Origin of the sequence: Streptomyces sp. NPDC058665, from assembly GCF_042714995.1 — a bacterium.
Classification (GTDB): Bacteria; Actinomycetota; Actinomycetes; order Streptomycetales; family Streptomycetaceae; genus Streptomyces.
Map to the genome: position 1 here is coordinate 37,964 of NZ_JBHXRX010000030.1, position 16,805 is coordinate 54,768.

Annotated in this window: 15 protein-coding genes; 8 read left to right on the plus strand and 7 right to left on the minus strand. The window is 71.0% G+C overall.

All coding sequences use genetic code 11. From position 1 onward, the window contains the following. Nucleotides 1-41: 41 nt before the first annotated feature. Entirely contained in the window at nt 42-1,871 is a 1,830-nt protein-coding gene (locus tag ACFWV8_RS20840) for a leucine-rich repeat domain-containing protein (RefSeq protein WP_384204074.1), read from the plus strand. Nucleotides 1,872-1,933: 62 nt separating this feature from the next. Here the strand turns inward: ACFWV8_RS20840 and ACFWV8_RS20845 are convergent, their stop codons facing one another. Both ACFWV8_RS20845 and ACFWV8_RS20850 read right to left on the minus strand, forming a co-directional pair. Beyond that, complete coding sequence (locus tag ACFWV8_RS20845; protein WP_384204076.1) at nt 1,934-3,097, minus strand: NAD-dependent formate dehydrogenase; 1,164 nt, start codon at nt 3,095-3,097, stop codon at nt 1,934-1,936. A 114-nt stretch (nt 3,098-3,211) separates the two neighbouring features. After that, nucleotides 3,212-4,204, minus strand: coding sequence for a LysR substrate-binding domain-containing protein (locus ACFWV8_RS20850; RefSeq protein WP_384204078.1), 993 nt, complete (start codon nt 4,202-4,204; stop codon nt 3,212-3,214). A gap of 170 nt (nt 4,205-4,374) precedes the next feature. Between ACFWV8_RS20850 and ACFWV8_RS20855 the strand changes: the two genes are divergently transcribed. After that, nucleotides 4,375-7,098: an NACHT domain-containing protein gene (locus ACFWV8_RS20855; RefSeq protein WP_384204081.1), complete on the plus strand. Its 2,724-nt coding sequence runs from the start codon at nt 4,375-4,377 to the stop codon at nt 7,096-7,098. A 21-nt stretch (nt 7,099-7,119) separates the two neighbouring features. Here the strand turns inward: ACFWV8_RS20855 and ACFWV8_RS20860 are convergent, their stop codons facing one another. Continuing rightward, nucleotides 7,120-8,025, minus strand: coding sequence for a LysR family transcriptional regulator (locus ACFWV8_RS20860; protein WP_384204084.1), 906 nt, complete (start codon nt 8,023-8,025; stop codon nt 7,120-7,122). A gap of 218 nt (nt 8,026-8,243) precedes the next feature. On the opposite strand from ACFWV8_RS20860, the gene ACFWV8_RS20865 reads away from it, so the two are divergent. Continuing rightward, nucleotides 8,244-9,656 (plus strand): MFS transporter, encoded by a 1,413-nt coding sequence (locus ACFWV8_RS20865; RefSeq protein ID WP_384204203.1) that lies wholly within the window; start codon nt 8,244-8,246, stop codon nt 9,654-9,656. 74 nt (nt 9,657-9,730) lie between these two features. On the opposite strand, the gene ACFWV8_RS20870 is transcribed toward ACFWV8_RS20865, so the two are convergent. From ACFWV8_RS20870 to ACFWV8_RS20880, 3 genes are all read right to left on the minus strand, one after another. Beyond that, nucleotides 9,731-10,153 (minus strand): PIN domain nuclease, encoded by a 423-nt coding sequence (locus tag ACFWV8_RS20870; RefSeq protein WP_384204087.1) that lies wholly within the window; start codon nt 10,151-10,153, stop codon nt 9,731-9,733. Then, complete coding sequence (locus ACFWV8_RS20875; RefSeq protein WP_384204090.1) at nt 10,150-10,365, minus strand: type II toxin-antitoxin system VapB family antitoxin; 216 nt, start codon at nt 10,363-10,365, stop codon at nt 10,150-10,152. The genes ACFWV8_RS20870 and ACFWV8_RS20875 overlap by 4 nt, the downstream gene beginning before the upstream one ends. Nucleotides 10,366-10,446: 81 nt before the next feature. Then, nucleotides 10,447-11,232, minus strand: coding sequence for a class I SAM-dependent methyltransferase (locus tag ACFWV8_RS20880; protein ID WP_384204093.1), 786 nt, complete (start codon nt 11,230-11,232; stop codon nt 10,447-10,449). 245 nt (nt 11,233-11,477) lie between these two features. On the opposite strand from ACFWV8_RS20880, the gene ACFWV8_RS20885 reads away from it, so the two are divergent. The 3 genes from ACFWV8_RS20885 to ACFWV8_RS20895 all read left to right on the plus strand — a co-directional run bounded on the left by ACFWV8_RS20885 (nt 11,478) and on the right by ACFWV8_RS20895 (nt 13,821). Beyond that, the gene (locus ACFWV8_RS20885) at nt 11,478-12,662 is read left to right on the plus strand and encodes a sensor histidine kinase (protein WP_384204206.1); all 1,185 of its coding nucleotides are present in this window, start codon (nt 11,478-11,480) and stop codon (nt 12,660-12,662) included. After that, complete coding sequence (locus ACFWV8_RS20890; RefSeq protein WP_384204096.1) at nt 12,659-13,306, plus strand: response regulator; 648 nt, start codon at nt 12,659-12,661, stop codon at nt 13,304-13,306. The genes ACFWV8_RS20885 and ACFWV8_RS20890 overlap by 4 nt, the downstream gene beginning before the upstream one ends. 95 nt (nt 13,307-13,401) lie before the next feature. Beyond that, entirely contained in the window at nt 13,402-13,821 is a 420-nt protein-coding gene (locus ACFWV8_RS20895; protein WP_384204098.1) for a CoA-binding protein, read from the plus strand. Between the two features lie 159 nt (nt 13,822-13,980). Here the strand turns inward: ACFWV8_RS20895 and ACFWV8_RS20900 are convergent, their stop codons facing one another. After that, on the minus strand, nt 13,981-14,415 hold the full coding sequence (locus ACFWV8_RS20900; protein ID WP_384204100.1) for a hypothetical protein: 435 nt from the start codon (nt 14,413-14,415) through the stop codon (nt 13,981-13,983). 177 nt (nt 14,416-14,592) lie between these two features. Here ACFWV8_RS20900 and ACFWV8_RS20905 point away from each other — a divergent pair, with 177 nt between their 5' ends. Further along, nucleotides 14,593-15,570, plus strand: coding sequence for an alpha/beta hydrolase (locus tag ACFWV8_RS20905; protein WP_384204103.1), 978 nt, complete (start codon nt 14,593-14,595; stop codon nt 15,568-15,570). Continuing rightward, on the plus strand, nt 15,567-16,778 hold the full coding sequence (locus tag ACFWV8_RS20910; protein WP_384204106.1) for an acyltransferase: 1,212 nt from the start codon (nt 15,567-15,569) through the stop codon (nt 16,776-16,778). The genes ACFWV8_RS20905 and ACFWV8_RS20910 overlap by 4 nt, the downstream gene beginning before the upstream one ends. Nucleotides 16,779-16,805: the final 27 nt, after the last annotated feature.

The window sequence follows — 16,805 nt, forward strand, 5'->3', positions numbered from 1 at the left end:
GCGGCGCCCGTTGTCGGACCCGGCGCATATCCTGCGGTGCCATGAGCACCTCTCGGACCGACGGCCCCTCCGACGGGGCGGGCGAACTCGAAGCCCTGCGCGCCCTGTTGGCCACGGTCAAGGCCCCACGAGCCCGTAAGGCCGTCCGTGAACTTCTCGTCCGGGCCGCCGACGCACCACCCGTCGACCCCGCTGAGGCCGTCGCGCTCGCCGCGCGCTTCGCGGTCGTCGGGGAGCCGACCACCGACACGCTCCTGAAGCTGTGGCCCAAGGTCGCCGACCCCGACGGCTTCGCCCAACTGCTCCTTCTCCCCGCCTACGTACGGGAGAACCGCACCGATCTCAAGGTGAGCAGGACCGTCCCCGAGGGCCTGCGCCATCTCGCCCCCGTCCTGCGCACGCTCCGTCTTGACCGCTGCGCCGGACTCGGTGACCTCGCGCCGCTCGCCGAGTTCACCCGTCTCACCAGCCTTGATCTGGGCGGCTGTTCGGGCGTTGACGACCTCGGGCCGCTCACCGGCCTCACCGCCCTGGAGAGCCTGAGCCTGCACCGCTGCCGCAAGGTCAAGGACATCGCCCCGCTGCTCGGACTGAGCGCGCTGCGACGGCTCGATCTCAGCATGACGGGCGTCGCGTCGGTCTCCGGACTCGGCGCCGCGCTGCCCCACCTGGAATCCCTCAGCCTCCAGGGCTGCCGTGGCCTGCGTGACGTCGGTCCGCTGAGCGGTCTGCGCCGGCTCGCCACGCTCGACCTGGGCTGGACCGGCATCAAGGATCTGTCGGCCCTGACAGACGTCGGCGCGGTGACCGAGCTGGACCTCACGAGTTGCGCGCACCTCACCACGCTCAAGGGCATCGACGCCATGCCCGGCTTGCGGGTGCTCCGTATGGACAAGCTCCGCCGCCTCAGGTCCCTGGACGGGCTCGGCCACCACCCGGACGTCACCGAACTGGTCCTCACCGAATGCGTCCAACTCCAGGACCTCCGGGCGATCTCGGGCCTGCCCGGCCTGAAGACCGTCGAACTCGCCGACTGCGAACGGCTCACCTCCCTCGCCGGTGTCGAGGCGCTGACCAGCCTCGACCTGCTCAGGGTGCGGGACTGTGTGACCCTGTCCGACTTCTCGTCCCTGGCCGGTGCCCCCGCCCCGCACCGGCTGTTCCTGACGAATGTCGACGGCGGACCCGACCTCGGGTTCCTGCCCGAACTGCCCGGTCTGCGCGTGCTGTTGATCGACCGGTTCCGGACCCTGCGCACGCTGGACGGCGCGCCCGAGCTCCGGGACCTGCGGATTCTCGACGTACGGCGCTGTCCTTCGCTGGCCGATTTCGGCCGGGTCGGTGATCTGCCGGAGCTGCGGCGCGTTCAGATATTCGGCTGCGACGTCCTGCACGACGCGGACGGTCTGGCGGGCCGGGCGCCGCTGGCCGACTTGCGGCTGGAGGGCGTACGCCAACTGGAGTCCCTGGACGCCCTGGCGGACTCGCCCACTCTCCAGAAGATCAGGATCGAGTCGTGCGACCGGCTCAAGGCGCCGCCGATGGGCGGGATGAAGGCACTTCGCGAACTGGAGTACCGGTATCAGCCGTGGCCGGACTTCGGCTTCCTGATCGGCAGCACGTCGATCGAGTCGGTCAAGGCCTACTCACTCGGGCTGCGCGACGTGTCCGGACTGGCCGGGCTGCCCGCCCTGACCAAGGTGGACTTCCGTCTCTCCTCGACCACCGAACTGGCCACGTTCGCCCCGCTGCTGGAGATCGGCGGACTCACGAACGCGCTCCTCAACGACTACGTCACCCGGCATGTGCCCGACGGGGCACGGGTGGCCGCCGAGTTGAAGGCGCGCGGGGTGAGCACCTACGCGTTCTGAGCGGCGCCGGAAGCGCCTCCGGCGCCGCTCATCCGCCCGAGGCCCGGGGTCGGCCGCCCCGGTCAGCCCTCCTTCGTCGAGTACGAGTGCGCCCCCGTGCCCGCGAGCGCCCCGCCCTCCACGATCAGGTACTCGTCGCGGATGGGGTTCCCCGCGAAGTACGACTCCAGGATCTCCCGCGTACCGGCCGCGTACCGCGTCTGCGCGGAGAGCGACGAGCCCGAGATGTGCGGCGTCATCGCGTGGTGCGGCATGGTGCGCCACGGGTGGTCGGCCGGCGCGGGCTGCGGGTACCAGACGTCGCCGCCGTAACCCGCGAGCTGACCGCCGCGCAGCGCCCGGTCGACGGCGTCGCGGTCGACGATCTTCGCGCGCGCGGTGTTGATGAGGTACGCGCCGCGCTTCATGGTGCCGATGAGCTTGTCGTCGAACAGGCCCTCGGTCTCCGGGTGCAGGGGCGCGTTGATGGTGACGACGTCGCAGTGCGGCACCATGGCGGCGGTCGACTCGTGCCAGGTGAGGTTCAGCTCCCGCTCGACGGCCGCCGGCAGCCGGTGCCGGTCGGTGTAGTGGAGCCCCACGTCGAAGGGGGCGAGTCGGCGCAGGACGGCGAGCCCGATGCGGCCGGCCGCGACCGTACCGACCTGCATGCCCTCCAGGTCGTACGAGCGCTTGACGGCGTCCGCGATGTTCCAGCCGCCGTCGAGCACGATCCGGTGCGAGGGGATGAAGTCGCGTACGAGGCCGAGCACCGTCATCACCACGTGCTCGGCGACGCTGATGCTGTTGCAGTACGTCACCTCGGCGACGGTGACGCCGTGGGTGATGGCGGCGTCGAGGTCGACGTGGTCGGAGCCGATGCCTGCGGTGACCGCGAGTTTCAGGTTCTTGGCGGCTGCGATCCGCTCGGCGGTCAGATACGCCGGCCAGAACGGCTGCGAGATCACGATGTCCGCGTCGACCAGCTCGCGGTCGAAGACCGAGCCCGCGCCCTCCTTGTCGGAGGTGACGACGAGGGTGTGGCCGCGGCTCTCCAGGAAGGAGCGGAGGCCGAGTTCACCGGAGACGCTGCCCAGCAGATGGCCGGGGGTGAAGTCGGTGCCCTCGGGGGTGGGGGTGGTCTGGCCGCCGGGGTAGTGGTCGATGACCGGGAGGTCGTCGCGGGCGTAGGTGGTGGGCTGCCCGTCGGTCGGGTCGTCGTACAGCACACACAGGATCTTGGCCATGGCGTTGCGGCTCCTCGTCCGTTGCTGCGGAGTGCTTCGGAAGGTGCCTCTTACGGTCGGCCCTGGCGTCCGCCCTGGTCAAAGCGACTGTTTCTATGCCGGGATAGACGCCGGCTATCGCTCGGGGTCGGGTCCGCGTTCGGGGTCGGGTCCGGGGGCGGGTCCTGGCGTCGCGGCGTCGGCCGGCGCGAGATACGTCCCCAGCAGGCTGTCCAGGACCTCGCGCAGGCTCACCCGCCGCGCCGTCTCCAACAGCGCCTTCGCGAGCACCGGTTCGGGGCTGCGGTCGGCGATGACCAGGCCCACGCGCGGCCCGTGCGCGGGGTGCGCCAGCGGGACCACGCGCATCGTCTCCGGGACGCCGAACATATGCAGCCAGGCGTGCGAGATCACGCTCGACCACCGGCCCGCCGCCATGTGTGTGTAGAGGCCGGCGACGGTGTCGGTCTCGATGGCCGGGGTGACGCTCGCGCCTTCGGCGGCGAAGTACTCGTCCATGATGCGGCGGTTGCGCATCTGCGGTGACAGCAGGCACAGCGGCAGCCCGGCGACCTCGGCCCAGCGCACCGAGCGCTGTTCGGCGAGCGCGCTGTCGCGGGGCGTGAGCAGCAGATACCGCTCCTCGTACAGCGGTGTCCTGCGTACCTGGCGCAGGCTTTCGTCGTCCAGATACGTGAGCGCGATGTCCAGCTCGAAGGAAGTCAGCCGCCGCGTGATGTCTCGCGACGACAGCGACTCCAACGAGACGCGCACGAGCGGGTGTTGCTCGCAGAAGGGGGTGGTCAGGAGGGACGCGGCCGTCAGCGCGGTGGGGATGGCGCCCAGCCGCAGCGTGCCGGTGAGGCCGCCGCGCATGACCGACAACTCGTGCTGGAGCGCGTCGCGTTCGGCGAGTATCCGGTGCGCCCAGAGCAGTACCCGCTCGCCCTCGGGCGTGAGCCCTTCGAAGCGCCGGCCACGGCGCACGATCGGCACTCCGAGTTCGTGTTCCAGCTTGCGTATCGCGGCGGAGAGCGAGGGCTGGGAGACGAAGCAGGCGTCGGCGGCCCGCGCGAAGTGGCGCTCGCGGGCGAGGGCGACGAGGTACTCCAGTTGCCGCAGCAGCACGACGGATCGCTCCCTTTCCCTCCCGGGCCCACCCCTTCAACGGGCCGGTCCCGGCCATCCTCACGTACGGGAAGCGGCCGTGGTACGGACCGGGCCCGACGAGGTTGCGGCAAACCCGGCGCGGGGGCGATATCGGTGGATACGCTGATCAGCCAGCGGAGGGAGCGATCATGGATCCGGCAGTCACCACCGCACGGCTCGCGTCGGGCATCGTCATACCGTTGATCAAGAAACTGTTCGTACGGGACGGGCCCGGCGCCGGGCTGGTCGACCGGCCGGTACGGATATCCGGCCTGGTCAGCTTCCGTGGCGAGAAGCGCACCCTGTCCGACAAGGACCTGCACAAGATCGCCGCCGAACTCGTCCGGCGCGCCGTCGACCCGGTCGGGCCCGGCGAGCGGCCGGTGCCGCCCGACGAGGACGAGACCGTCGTGCGGGCCCTGGCCCGTACGCTGCACTGCCTGGGCGACCTCGACATGGAGGACGTACAGGCCGTCCAGCTCGGCCCGCAGGCGCTCGCCCGCGCGTTACAGGCGGTCGAACCGAACGCCACCCGCGATCTGTCGGCCAACGCCACCGGCCTGTACGACGCGCTCCTTGAGACCGCCTGCCTGTACATCCTGCACTTCTTCACGCAGCGCTCGACCTTTGTCGCACGCACCCTCGTACGGCACACCGCGACACTGGCCGAAACCGTCGCCAAGACCGACGAGTTGCTGAAGAGGGTGCCCTCCCGTTTCACCCAGGACGCGCTCTTCGAGGCGCGGTACGCGGCGCACATCACGCACAAGTACGGCATGTTGATGATCTACGGCATCGACCTCACCAACTCGCCCGAGCAATGGCCCCTGGACGCGGCCTACTTGAGCCTGGAGGCGGGCTTCTCACGGGAGACGCGGCACGCCACGATCCGGGCCGAACCCGCGTCGATCAGGGCCGAACACGCCTTCCACGGGCGGGACCGGGTGCTCCTGCGCGGTGAGGCCGGTTCGGGGAAGACCACGCTGGTGCAGTGGATGGCCGTCACGGCGGCGCGGCAGGACAGGGGCGTCCTCAGCGACGGCGGCGCGCCGCTCGCGCCGTTCGTCGGCCGGATCCCGTTCGTGCTGCCCATCCGTTCGCTGACCAGACAGGACGGCGAACTGCCCACGCCGGAGCACTTCCTCAGCCGGATCCGCAGCCCGCTCGCCGGCGCGCAGCCGCAGGGCTGGACCGACCGGGTGCTGGCCGCCGGCCGTGGCCTGATCCTCATCGACGGGATCGACGAGACACCCGAGAAGGTCCGGGAGCGCACCCGCCGCTGGCTCCAGGACCTGCTCGGCGCGTATCCGGGCAATCTCTGGCTGGTCACCTCGCGTCCGTCGGCGGTACGGGGGCGCTGGCTGGCGGCCGAGAAGTTCGCCGAGCTGTCACTGGCGCCGATGAGCCGCAGTGATGTGCACTCCTTCATCCACCGCTGGCACAACGCGGCGCGCAGCGTGACCGACGACGAGGAGCAGCGCGAGCTGCTCGACGCGTACGAGGCGTCGCTCGGCGCCGCGGTCCGTATCAAGCAGGACCTCGCCAGGCTCGCCACGAACCCGCTGATGTGCGGGCTGATCTGCGCGCTGCACTGCGACCGGCGCGGCTATCTGCCGCACGCGCGCAAGGAGTTGTACGAGGCGGCGCTGTCCATGCTGCTCTCACGCCGTGACCGGGAGCGCGACATGGCGTCGCCGGACGGCGTCGAGCTGACGGAGGGGCCGAAGATCCGGCTGCTCCAGCGTCTCGCGTACAAGTTCATCCTCAACGGCAAGGCGGAGCTGGACCGTAGCCACGCGGAGCGGATCATCGCCGACACGCTGCCCGGGGTGCCGGTCGCGGCCGCACAGGGCGACGCGTCCACGATCTTCCGTCATCTGCTGCTGCGCAGCGGGCTGTTGAGGGAGCCCGCGGTCGGTTCGATCGACTTCATCCACCGGACGTTCCAGGACTACCTCGGTGCGAAGGCGGCGGTGGAGGAGGGGGACATCGCGCTGCTTGTCATGCGGGCGGCCGAGACGCAGTGGGAGGACGTCATCCGCATGGCGGCGGCGCACGCCCGGCCGCAGGAGTGCGCGCAGTTCCTCCTCGACATCGCGCGCCGCGGGGACATGGCGCTCTCGCCGTACCGCCGCAACCAGTTCCATCTGGTGGCCGCCGCCGCGCTGGAGCACGCGACCGAACTCGAACCGCGCGTCCGCGAGGAGATCAGCGCCCGTACGGCGGCGCTCATCCCGCCGAAGACCTTCGCGGAAGCCTCTGACCTGGCGGCGATCGGCGCGATCGCGCTCGAACTGCTGCCTGGGCCGGCCGGACTCACCGACTCCCAGTGCGTGTTGACGGTCCAGACAGCCGTCCTGATCGGCGGGGACGCGGCGATCCCGCTGCTGAGCGAGTACGGCGACCACGACTACGCGCCCGTGCGCCAGCTTCTGGCCACGGCCTGGCACCGGTTCGACACGAGCTCCTACGCGGAGGGTGTACTGGCCGGACTGACCGAGGACGACGTCTACTTCGAGGTGACCACCCACGAGGAGCTGAGCGTCCTGCGCACCCTGCCGAGCCGTCGGCGCCTGCGGGTGTCCGACGGCTTCACCTCGGCCGATCTGTCCCGCGAGGTACGCCCGGACAGCCTGACCCATCTGTGGCTGCCGGGCACGCTGTCGCCCAACTGGTTCTGGCTCTCCGGCTTTCCGCACCTGAACACCCTGACGCTGGCGCCCTGCCAGGACCCGATCGACCTCTCGTCCCTGGCGGCGCACCCGGCGCTGCGTACGGTGCGGCTGATGGTGGACCAGAAGACGACGGGCGGCGAGCACGTGACGGGGCGGGTGGAGGTCGTCGAGGTCCCGGAGAGAGACCTGACGTGGTGAGGGGGGCCGGTGGGCGGGAGGTCACGCGAGGGCGGCGGCCTCGGTCGCGGCGACGCGGGCCGCCGTCCGCGCGAACGTCTCGATCGCGGCCGTCGTGTGGCCCGCGCGCCACACCAGGCCGTAGCCGACGGGGGCCGCGTCCGAGAGCGGGACGTAGGTGACGCCGGGGCGCGCGTAGTACGTGCCGGTGTGCGCGGGCGCCACGAACGCGCCCTGGGCGCCGCCCACCAGGGTCAGGGCCTCCTGCATGTTGGTCACGGCGGGGCCACGGCCGATCGGCCGGCCGGCCGGGGTGCGGGACGGGACATGGTGTTCCAGCCAGGAGGCGGGGGCCGGTCCGGCGATCGTGAGGAGGGTGACGTCCGCCAGGTCCTCCAGCGAGAGCGCGGCACGGGCGGCGAGCGGATGCGAGGAGGGAAGCGCGAGGACGCGTTCCTCCGCGAGCAGCGCGGGACCACGGCCCAAGTCCTCCTCCAGCACCGGAAACTCGGTGAGCTGGAGATCGAACGCGCCCTCGCGCAGCTGCCCGTACGGGTCCGCGAGCGGGATCTCGCAGATCTCGACGGCGAGGGAGGGATGGGTCTCCCGTAGAGCCTCGGTGGCCTTCATGACGATCTCACCGGTCAGCGGGTTGGAGAAGCCGACGTTGAGGACGGTGTCGATGCCGCGCACGGTGGCGGCGGCGCGTTCGAGAGCCTCGGAGATGGCGCGGTGGTGCGGTTCGAGGTCGGCGCGGAGCCGGCGGCCGAGGGAGGTGGGCACGACGCGGCGGCTCGTACGGACGAACAGCGGGGCGCCGACGCGGCGTTCGAGGCGCTGGACGAGCTGGCTGACGCGGGCGCGGGAGAGCCGCATACGTTCGGCGGTGCGGCCGAAGTGCAGCTCCTCGGAGAGGATGAGGAAGCACTCCAGCTCGTCGCGTTCCATTCGACGTCCTCCCACGGGACTCGGATCGATGAGCGTGCCGGATCGGTAAGCCTGGCTGAATGAACGTTGCGATCTTCGCTGTTGTTCCGCCGTGAGCCCTGATCGAGGGTGGTTGAGCCGCCAACCACCCCTCGATACATCAGGGAATCGACATGCATGAGAAGAGATACGGGGCCGATGCCGGCCTGGCGGGACGCCGTACGGACCGACCGGACGCGCTGACAGGGCGCGACTGGGGCGTCCTGCTCGTCCTGTGCGGGGCGATCTTCCTCGAAGGCATCGACGTGGCCATGCTCAACGTCGCGCTGCCGTCCATCCGCGCCGATCTCGGTCTGTCCACCGGCTCCCTCCAGTGGGTCATGAGCGCGTACGTCCTCGGCTACGGCGGCTTCATGCTGCTCGGCGGCCGGGCGGCGGACCTCTTCGGGCGCCGCCGGATGTTCACGTTCTGGCTGCTGGTCTTCCTGCTCTTCTCGGGGCTCGGCGGCTTCGCCACGGACGGCTGGATGCTGATCGTCGCGCGCTTCGTCACCGGGGTCGCCGCCGCCTTCATGACCCCGGCGGGCCTGTCCATCATCACCGCAGGATTCGAGGAGGGGCCGCGGCGCAACAAGGCGCTGCTCTTCTACTCCGGTACGGCCGCGGGCGGATTCTCGATCGGTCTCGTCGTCGGCGGGCTGCTCACCTCCGTCGGGTGGCGCTGGGTCTTCTTCGTGCCCGTCCTGCTGGCCGCGCTGATCCTGCCCGCCGCGCTCGCCTTCGTACCGAAGTCGGCGCGTCCGGACCGTACGGGGCAGAGTTTCGACGTGCTGGGCGGCGTCACCGTCACCGCCGCGATCGTGCTGCTGGTGCTGGGAGTGGAACGCGCCTCGCACTCGGGCGCGGGCGCCACGATCGGCACGCTCGCCGCGGGGCTGGCACTGCTCGCCGCGTTCGTCGCCGTCGAACGGCGCGCGGCGGAGCCCCTCGTACGGCTCGGCATCTTCCGCAACGGCCCGCTTGTACGGGCCAACCTGGCCGGGCTGCTCTTCGCGGCGGGCTTCTTCGGATTCCAGTTCCTGGTGGTCCTCTACCTCCAGGAACTGCGCGGCTGGTCGACGCTCGAAACGAGCTTCGCGATGCTGGTCATCGGCATCGACGCGGTGCTCTCGCCGCTCCTCACCCCGAAACTGGTCGACCGCTTCGGCAACGCCAGGGTGATCTTCGGCGGCCTCTTCCTCGCCGCCGTCGCGTACGCCCTGTTCCTGCCGGTCGGCGCGGACTGGACGTATCCGGCGATGTTCCCGAGCCTGATCGTCCTCGGTCTCGCCTTCTCCCTCGCGTACGGTCCGCTCACCATCGTCGCGACGGAGGGCGTGAAGGAAGAGGAACAGGGCCTGGCGGGCGGGCTGCTCTACACGTTCTTCCAATTCGGCGCGGCACTGGGCCTGTCGGCGGTCACCGCCGTCAACGTCGCGGCCACGGAAGGGACTTCACCGACGGCGATGCTGGACGGCTACCGGTCGGCGCTGTGGGTACCGGTCGGAACGGCACTGGCCGCGGTACTGATCGGGGCACTCGGGCTGCGCCGGGTCCCAGGAAGCCCGGCAACTGCCGCCGTGACCCGCGCCGAAAACCCCGCACCACGCTGACTACGGCCGCCACGCCTGCGGAAGACCGCGACACCTGGGGCCGTGCGGGTGGGCGCCGGTACGGCCCCGGGCGCTCACTTGCCGGGCTCGGGGCCGTACCACTGGAGCGGCTGCCCGGTGACCGCCGCGACGCATTCGAAATCCCGGTCGCGGTGCAGCAGCGTCAGTCCTTGCAGCTCCGCAGTGGCGGCGGCGACGAGGTCGACGGGCCCGGCGCTGCGGTGCTGGCCTCGTGCGGTGAGGATCTCCTGCACCTGCCAGGCGCGGCTGTAGGCGCGGTCATCGACCGGTACCCAGCCGAAGATCACTCGCATGTCCTCGATGCCCCGGGCGCGGTCCTCGGCCGACCGGGCACTGTAGAAGAACTCGAGTTCGGTGATCGGGCAGGTGGCGATGAGTCCAGCCGCGGCGGCCTGGTCCCAGCCGTACTGGTCGGCGTCGGCACGCATGAATCTCGCCAGCGCGCTGGTGTCGATCAGGAGTTGGGCAGCGCTCACCGTCGGTAGTTCCTCTTGTCCTCAAGGGCGTCCAGGTCGAAGGCTCCTTCGTCGCCGGCTGCCCGCAGCCGCGCGAGCGCCAGAGCTCGTCGCCGATTCTCCAGAACCTCGCGCAGAGCTGTGTTCACCGTTTCCTTCTTCGTGCTCGTACCGAGCGCCTGGGCCACGTCGGCAAGCAGCTCGTCGTCCAAGTCGATCACGGTCCGGCTCACGATGGTACCTCCCTGGATATCAAGCCGCGCATCATTGATATCCACCATAGTGGATCTGTCGGCGGGTGCGGGAGGCGGATGTCAACGACGCCCCGCGCCGTGGGTGACGCGGATCTTCGACTGGCCGTGGGGGAGGTCCTCCCAGTCGGTCATGAAGCGGGCCGTCAGGCCGTGCCGCTCGGCCAGGGCGGTCAGGGTCTCGGTGCGGTAGTAGAAGTCCTCCCGCAGCACCTGGTGTTCCTCGCCCTCGGTGCGGTCGAAGGTGAAGTCGAACCAGCCGCCCGGCGCCAGTATCCGGCCCACATGGGCCAGGCACTCGTCGATCACCGGGAGCGGTGAGTGCGAGAAGACGCTGTGCGCGTGGACCACGTCGAAGTGCGCGTCCGGGAGGAAGCTCAGCTTCAGGTCGCGGACCGGGGTGAGGGTCGGGAGGCGGTCCTGGAGGCCGTGGCGTACGAGGGTGTCCTGGGCGGCGGCGAGTATGTCGGGGGAGATGTCGATGCCGTAGTAGTGCCCCGGCTCCAGGTGGCCGATGAACCGCCAGCCCGCGCGGAGGTTGCCGCAGCCGATCTCCAGCATCCGGTGTCCGGGGCGCAGCCCGTGGCCGATGAGGTAGTCGAACTGCATCGATCCGAGGGCCAGCCACCGTTCGTGGCTGCGGCTGCCGACGGCCGCGTTCGGGTCGGCGCGGGTGTCGGAGCGCATCACCGCGCGGTAGTACGAGATGTGGTCCGGCCAGCGGTGGCGCAGCCACGTGTCGCGGGCGGCGCGGGCCAGATAGCGCGGCGCGCGGTCGGGGTGGCGCAGCGCGTAGGCGACGCGGTGGGCGAGGGCGGCGCGGTTGACGGTGAGATTCTTGGCAGGCACGGGTGCGGTCCTCCGGGTGGCTGGGCGTTGACATCAGCCTCCGGCTGTTCGGGGCGCGGTGGTACGGCGAACCGGCCGCGGTTCGCGAGTCGTACGGGGGACGGGTGTGTCAACCGATCGGCTGATGCGGGAAGGTGGCGGACACGTTAGGACTGGGATGAGCGGGGCGCGCTCACCGCCGCGACGGAGAGGTGGACGTGACGACAACGACGGCAGATCCCGACCGCAGGTGGCTCTCCGCCGTCATGGACGCCGCGTTCGTCCTGCTCGTCGGCGCCTCGCTCGCGCGCTATCTGATCCGGCACGAGGGCGAGAGGCACACCCACTGGGTGGTGGGCCTGTTCGTGGTGTTCGGGCTGCTCTATCTGCTCGGCCGGTTCCTGGCGCCCGCGCCACGCTCCGGTACGCGCCCCGATGCCCGCTATCTCGCCTGGGTGGGCGCCGTGCTGGCCGTCTGGGTCGTGCTGCTCGCGCTCGCGCCGAGCGCCGCGTGGTGCGCGATGCCGCTCTTCTTCACCGGCCTGCACACCCTCTCGACGCGGACGGCGGTGTCGCTCGCCGCCGTACTGACCCTGCTGGTCGTGGCATCCAAACTGCGTTTCGCACAGGGGCAGTTCGACCCGAACGCGCTGCTCGCCCCGCCGGCCGTCGCGGCGGTCGGGACCGCCGTATTGATCCATCTCAAACGTCAGGCCGCCCGCCAGCGCGCCCTGATCGACGACCTCCTCCGTACGCGCCGGGACCTCGCCGCCACCGAGCGCCGGGCGGGGATCCTCGCGGAGCGGCAGCGGCTGTCGACGGAGATCCACGACACCCTCGCGCAGGGCCTGTCCAGCCAGCAGATGCTGCTCCAGGCCGCCGAACGCGTCTGGCACGCGGACCCGGATTCGGCGCGCGGGCACATGCGGGACGCGGCCGAGATCGCGTCCAGGAGCCTCGCTGAGGCGCGCAGGTTCGTGCACGACCTGGCCCCGGCCGACCTCGCCGAGCGCACACTCGCCCCGGCGCTCGCCGCGCTCGCCGACCGCGAGAGCGGTGAGGACCTGACGGTGGTCTTCCACCTCGACGGTGACCCGGGCCCGCTGCCGGAACGGGTCGAGGCGGCGCTGCTGCGCATCGCGCAGGGCGCGCTGGCGAACGTACGCGAGCACGCCGGGGCGACCCGGGCCGCGCTGACGCTGACCTGCCTGGACGACCAGATCTCGCTGGACGTCGCGGACGACGGCGGCGGGTTCGTCGTCGGCGCCCCGCCGGGCCGCGCGGGGCGCGGGCACGGGCTGCCCGCGATGCGCGCGCGGGCCCGGCAGTTGGGCGGCACGCTCACCGTGGAGTCGGAGCCGGGCGAGGGAACGGTCGTCTCGGTGGCGGTGCCGCTGGAGCCGGTACGCGTGCCGGTATCCGTACCCGTATCCGACGGGGTGGTGTCATGAGTCCCGTACGGCTGCTGCTCTGTGACGACCACGCGGTGGTACGCGCCGGCCTGCGTGCGCTGTTGTCCAGCACCGACGGCATCGAGGTGGTCGCCGAGGCGGGCAGCGGCGAGGAGGCACTGGCGATGGCGGCGCGCGTACGGCCCGACGTCGTCCTGATGGACCTCCAACTCGGCGACGGCATGGACGGCGTGGCGGCCACGAGACACCTGCTCACGGGTGAGGGGTACGGTCCTGCGGCCGGGGGCCGGCCGCGCGTACTGGTGCTGACGATGTTCGACACGGACGCCGACATCACGCGCGCCATCGAGGCGGGCGCGACGGGCTATCTGCTGAAGGCGGAGCAGCCGGAGGAACTCTTCGCGGCCATCCGCGACGCGGCCTCCGGCCACACGGCGCTCTCGCCCCCGATCGCCGACCGCGTCCTCGCCCAACTGCGCAGCCCGCGGCCCACCTTGTCCGTACGGGAGGTGGAAATACTGCGCCAACTGGCGCGCGGCCTGGGCAACCGCGACATCGCTCGCGCGCTGTTCATCAGCGAGGCTACGGTGAAGACCCATCTGGGCCGTATCTACGGCAAGTTGGGGGTCGATACGCGGGCGGGGGCGGTGGCACTGGCGAAGGAGCAGCGATTGCTTCCCTGAAACTGGGTCCGGCAGCTCGAAGAACATCTCGACGGCGGGCCGCGGATCCTCCGTTCTGCCGCGCACTGCTACGCCGTCACCTACGTTGGACCGTCATGACGGTCTACGGCGATGACGCGACGGCAAGCAACATCCTGACCAACACCGGAGACACCTGGGCAGTGGTCGGCCTGTCCAACAACCCCGAACGGGCCGCCTACCGCGTGGCCGGCAAACTGCGCCGCATCGGCAAGAAGGTGGTGCCGGTGCACCCCAAGGCCGAAGCGGTGGAAGGCGAACAGGGCTACGCCTCCCTGGCGGACATCCCCTTCCCGGTGGATGTGGTGAACGTGTTCGTCAACTCCGAGCTGGCCGGCGCCATCGCGGACCAGGCGGTGACGCTCGGCGCGAAGGCGGTCTGGTTCCAACTGGAGGTCATAGACGAGCCCGCGTACGCCCGCACACGGGCGGCGGGCCTCCAGATGGTGATGAACCGCTCGGCAGGACGGGAGATCACCCGCCTGGGCCTGCTCTGACAGACGGCACCAGCCCTCACCAAGGAAACGCGCACCCTCCAGCCCTCTGACCTGTGAGCCCCCGGCCGGGCACCCCCCGGGGTGCCCGGCCAAGAACTGCGGCCAGACCGCCGGGTTCCGGCGGCGCGACTGCGCGCGGTCGGGCTTTTGCTCCAGAACCTAGACCATGGTCAGGAGGTGATCCGTGGGTCCGTAGTCGATCTTCCAGTCGGAGTAGATCCCACAGAACCCGTCCTTGACGCACCGCAGGCCCACGGTCACCCAGCGGACCAAACCGTCATCGCCGAGCGAGAACGCGACCGCCGCCTCGAACTCCTCGCCCCCGCACGGGCAGCCGGCAGCGCCGGGCTCGTCGTCCTCCCAGGACTCTTCGTCCCAGAACTCCTCGCTGTCCGCGATGAACGCACGGCTGCCGCAGCCCGAACACTCCCGTTCCGCTCCGGACGCGTTGACCAGCACGATGAACACATGGCCGCCGCACCCCTCACAGACGGACGGAGCGATCTTCACCGGGTGCCGCCCGTCGACCGCACCCCGCAGGAACACCGCGAGCTCCGTGGGGACGCCCTCGCCAACCTGATCATCAGCATGCACGGACACATCGTTCCAGACGCCCCGAACCAACAGCCGACCAGGGTTTCCGGGTGCGTCCTAGCCCACCCCCTACCGGGGTATCACTTCCGACTTGGCTCCCCAGCGTGACGCCCCGCTGCCGAGCGGCTTCCTACCTTCCTCTCCGTCACCACCGACGAGACAGAGGGAGACGGACGGATGCGTCGCTTCAGGAAGATCCTCAGCACCGCCGTACTGACCGCGCTGCTGGTCGGCGGTACGGCGGGTGGGGCCTCGGCTAGCAGCGTTTCCGCGCCCGGCGGGCCGCTTCCCGGGACCGCCGCGTGGCTGGCGGACGACTCTCTGGGCAGGGAGCTGCCGGACCCGGGCACGGCCTCCCCGGCCGACGTCGCGGCCTTCTTCGGCGGGCTCACCGGTGCTCAGCGGCAGCGGCTCGTCGAGGAGCATCCCGCCGTGGTGGGCAACCTCGACGGCGCCCCCGTGGAGCTCAGGTACGAGGCCAACGCCCCCGCCGGCGATCAGGTTCTCGCGTACGACCCGCGTGGTCGCGGGCTGATCGCGCAGGTCGTGGGGGATCTGGAGAACGCCGCCCACGTCTCGGTGATCGTCCCCGGTTCGGACATCGACGTCTCGACGTTCGACCGTACGGCACAGCGGGCCGCCGACCTCCAGGAGGAGGCGGGCGACGACACGGCCGTCATCGCCTGGGCCGGCTACACGACCCCCTCCGGCATCGGCCTCGACCAGGCGACGGGCCGGCTCGCCGAGGCCGGTGCCGAGCGCCTCGGCCGGTTCACCGACGGTCTGGACGCGGCGGGCCTCCCGGACCCCACCCTCTTCTGCCACAGCTACGGCTCCGTGGTCTGCGGCCTCGCCGCCGCCGACACCGACGCGGGCGACATCGTCGTCATGGGGTCGCCCGGCATGCGCGCCGACAACGTCACCGCGCTGGACACCGATGCCCGCGTCTGGGCGGCGAAGTCCCCGGATGACTGGATCGGACGCGTCCCCCATGTCGATTTCCTGGGCCTGGGCCACGGCGCGGACCCCACATCGCCCGACTTCGGCGCGACCGTCCTGCCCGCCGACGACGTCCCGGAGCACGACGCGTACTTCACGCCCGGCACCTCCACCCTGACCGCGTTCGCGGCGATCGCCGAGGGAGACCTGCGATGAAGACCCCCACGAAGCTCGCCGCGCTCAGCACCAAGATCGACGAGCGGACACCCGCCCACCGCGACCGCGCCATCGACGGCCTGCGCGCCCTGGCGCTCCTGGCCGTCCCGGCCGGCCACTGGCTGGTCGGCGGCTTCACCCTCGACACCGGCGGCGGACTGCACAACGCCAGCCCGCTGGCCACGTTCGGCGCGCTGGCCCCGGCCAGCTGGATCCTCCAGCTGCTGGGCATCTTCTTCCTGGTCGGCGGCTACTCCTCGTACCTCTCCTACCAGCGCCGCAAGGGCTCCACCCGCCCGTGGATCACCGGCCGGCTCGCCCGTCTGGGGCGCCCCGTTCTCGGTGTCACCGCCGTATGGGCGCTGCTGCTTCCCACCCTCCATTACGGCTTCGGCGTCCCGACCGACACGCTGCACACCGCGTCGACGCTGGTCGTCCAGCCCTTGTGGTTCGTCGGCGTCTACGCGGTGATCACGGCCCTCACGCCGTACTGCGTGCGCGCCTCGCGGCGCCTGGGCTTCTGGTCCGCCGCCCCGCTGCTCGGCTCGGTCGCGGTGGTCGACTTCCTGCGCTACGGGCCGTACGCGGAGGCGATGCCGTCCTGGGTGAGTCTGCTCAATCTGCTGCCGGGCTGGATGTTCGCGTACCAACTGGGCGTGACCTGGGCGGACAAGCGGCTGGGCCGCCGCGAGGCATGGCTGCTGCTGGTGGGCGGCACGGTCCTGTTCGCCACCCTGCTGCTCGCCTTCCACTACCCGGCGTCGATGGTGGGCGTGCCCGGTGAGTCCCGTACCAACTCCCACCCGCCGTCCCTGCTGGTCCTGGCGCTCGCCGCCGCCCAGTCCGGCGCGGCGATCCTGCTGCGCGACCGGCTGGCCCGGCTGCTGCGGCGCCCCGCCGTATGGGCCCCGGTCGTGATCATCAACCTGTCGGCGATGACGATCCTGTGCTGGCACCAGACGGCGATGCTCGCCGCCGCCGTCCCCGCCTCGTACTCCGGCGAGATTCCCGGCCTGACCTCCGCGCCGGACACGGCCGGCTGGCTCCTGGCGCGGCTGGCCTGGATGCCGCTCTTCGCGGGGCTGCTCGTGGTAATCGCGAAGTTCGCCCGGCCCCTGGAGACCCCGTGGGACCGCACCGGTATGGCCCGTCGTGCGGCGGCGGGCGTGCTGGCGGCGGGGTTCGGCTACTTCGCGCTGGCGGTGTGAGCGATGGATCCGTACCGCTCACGTATC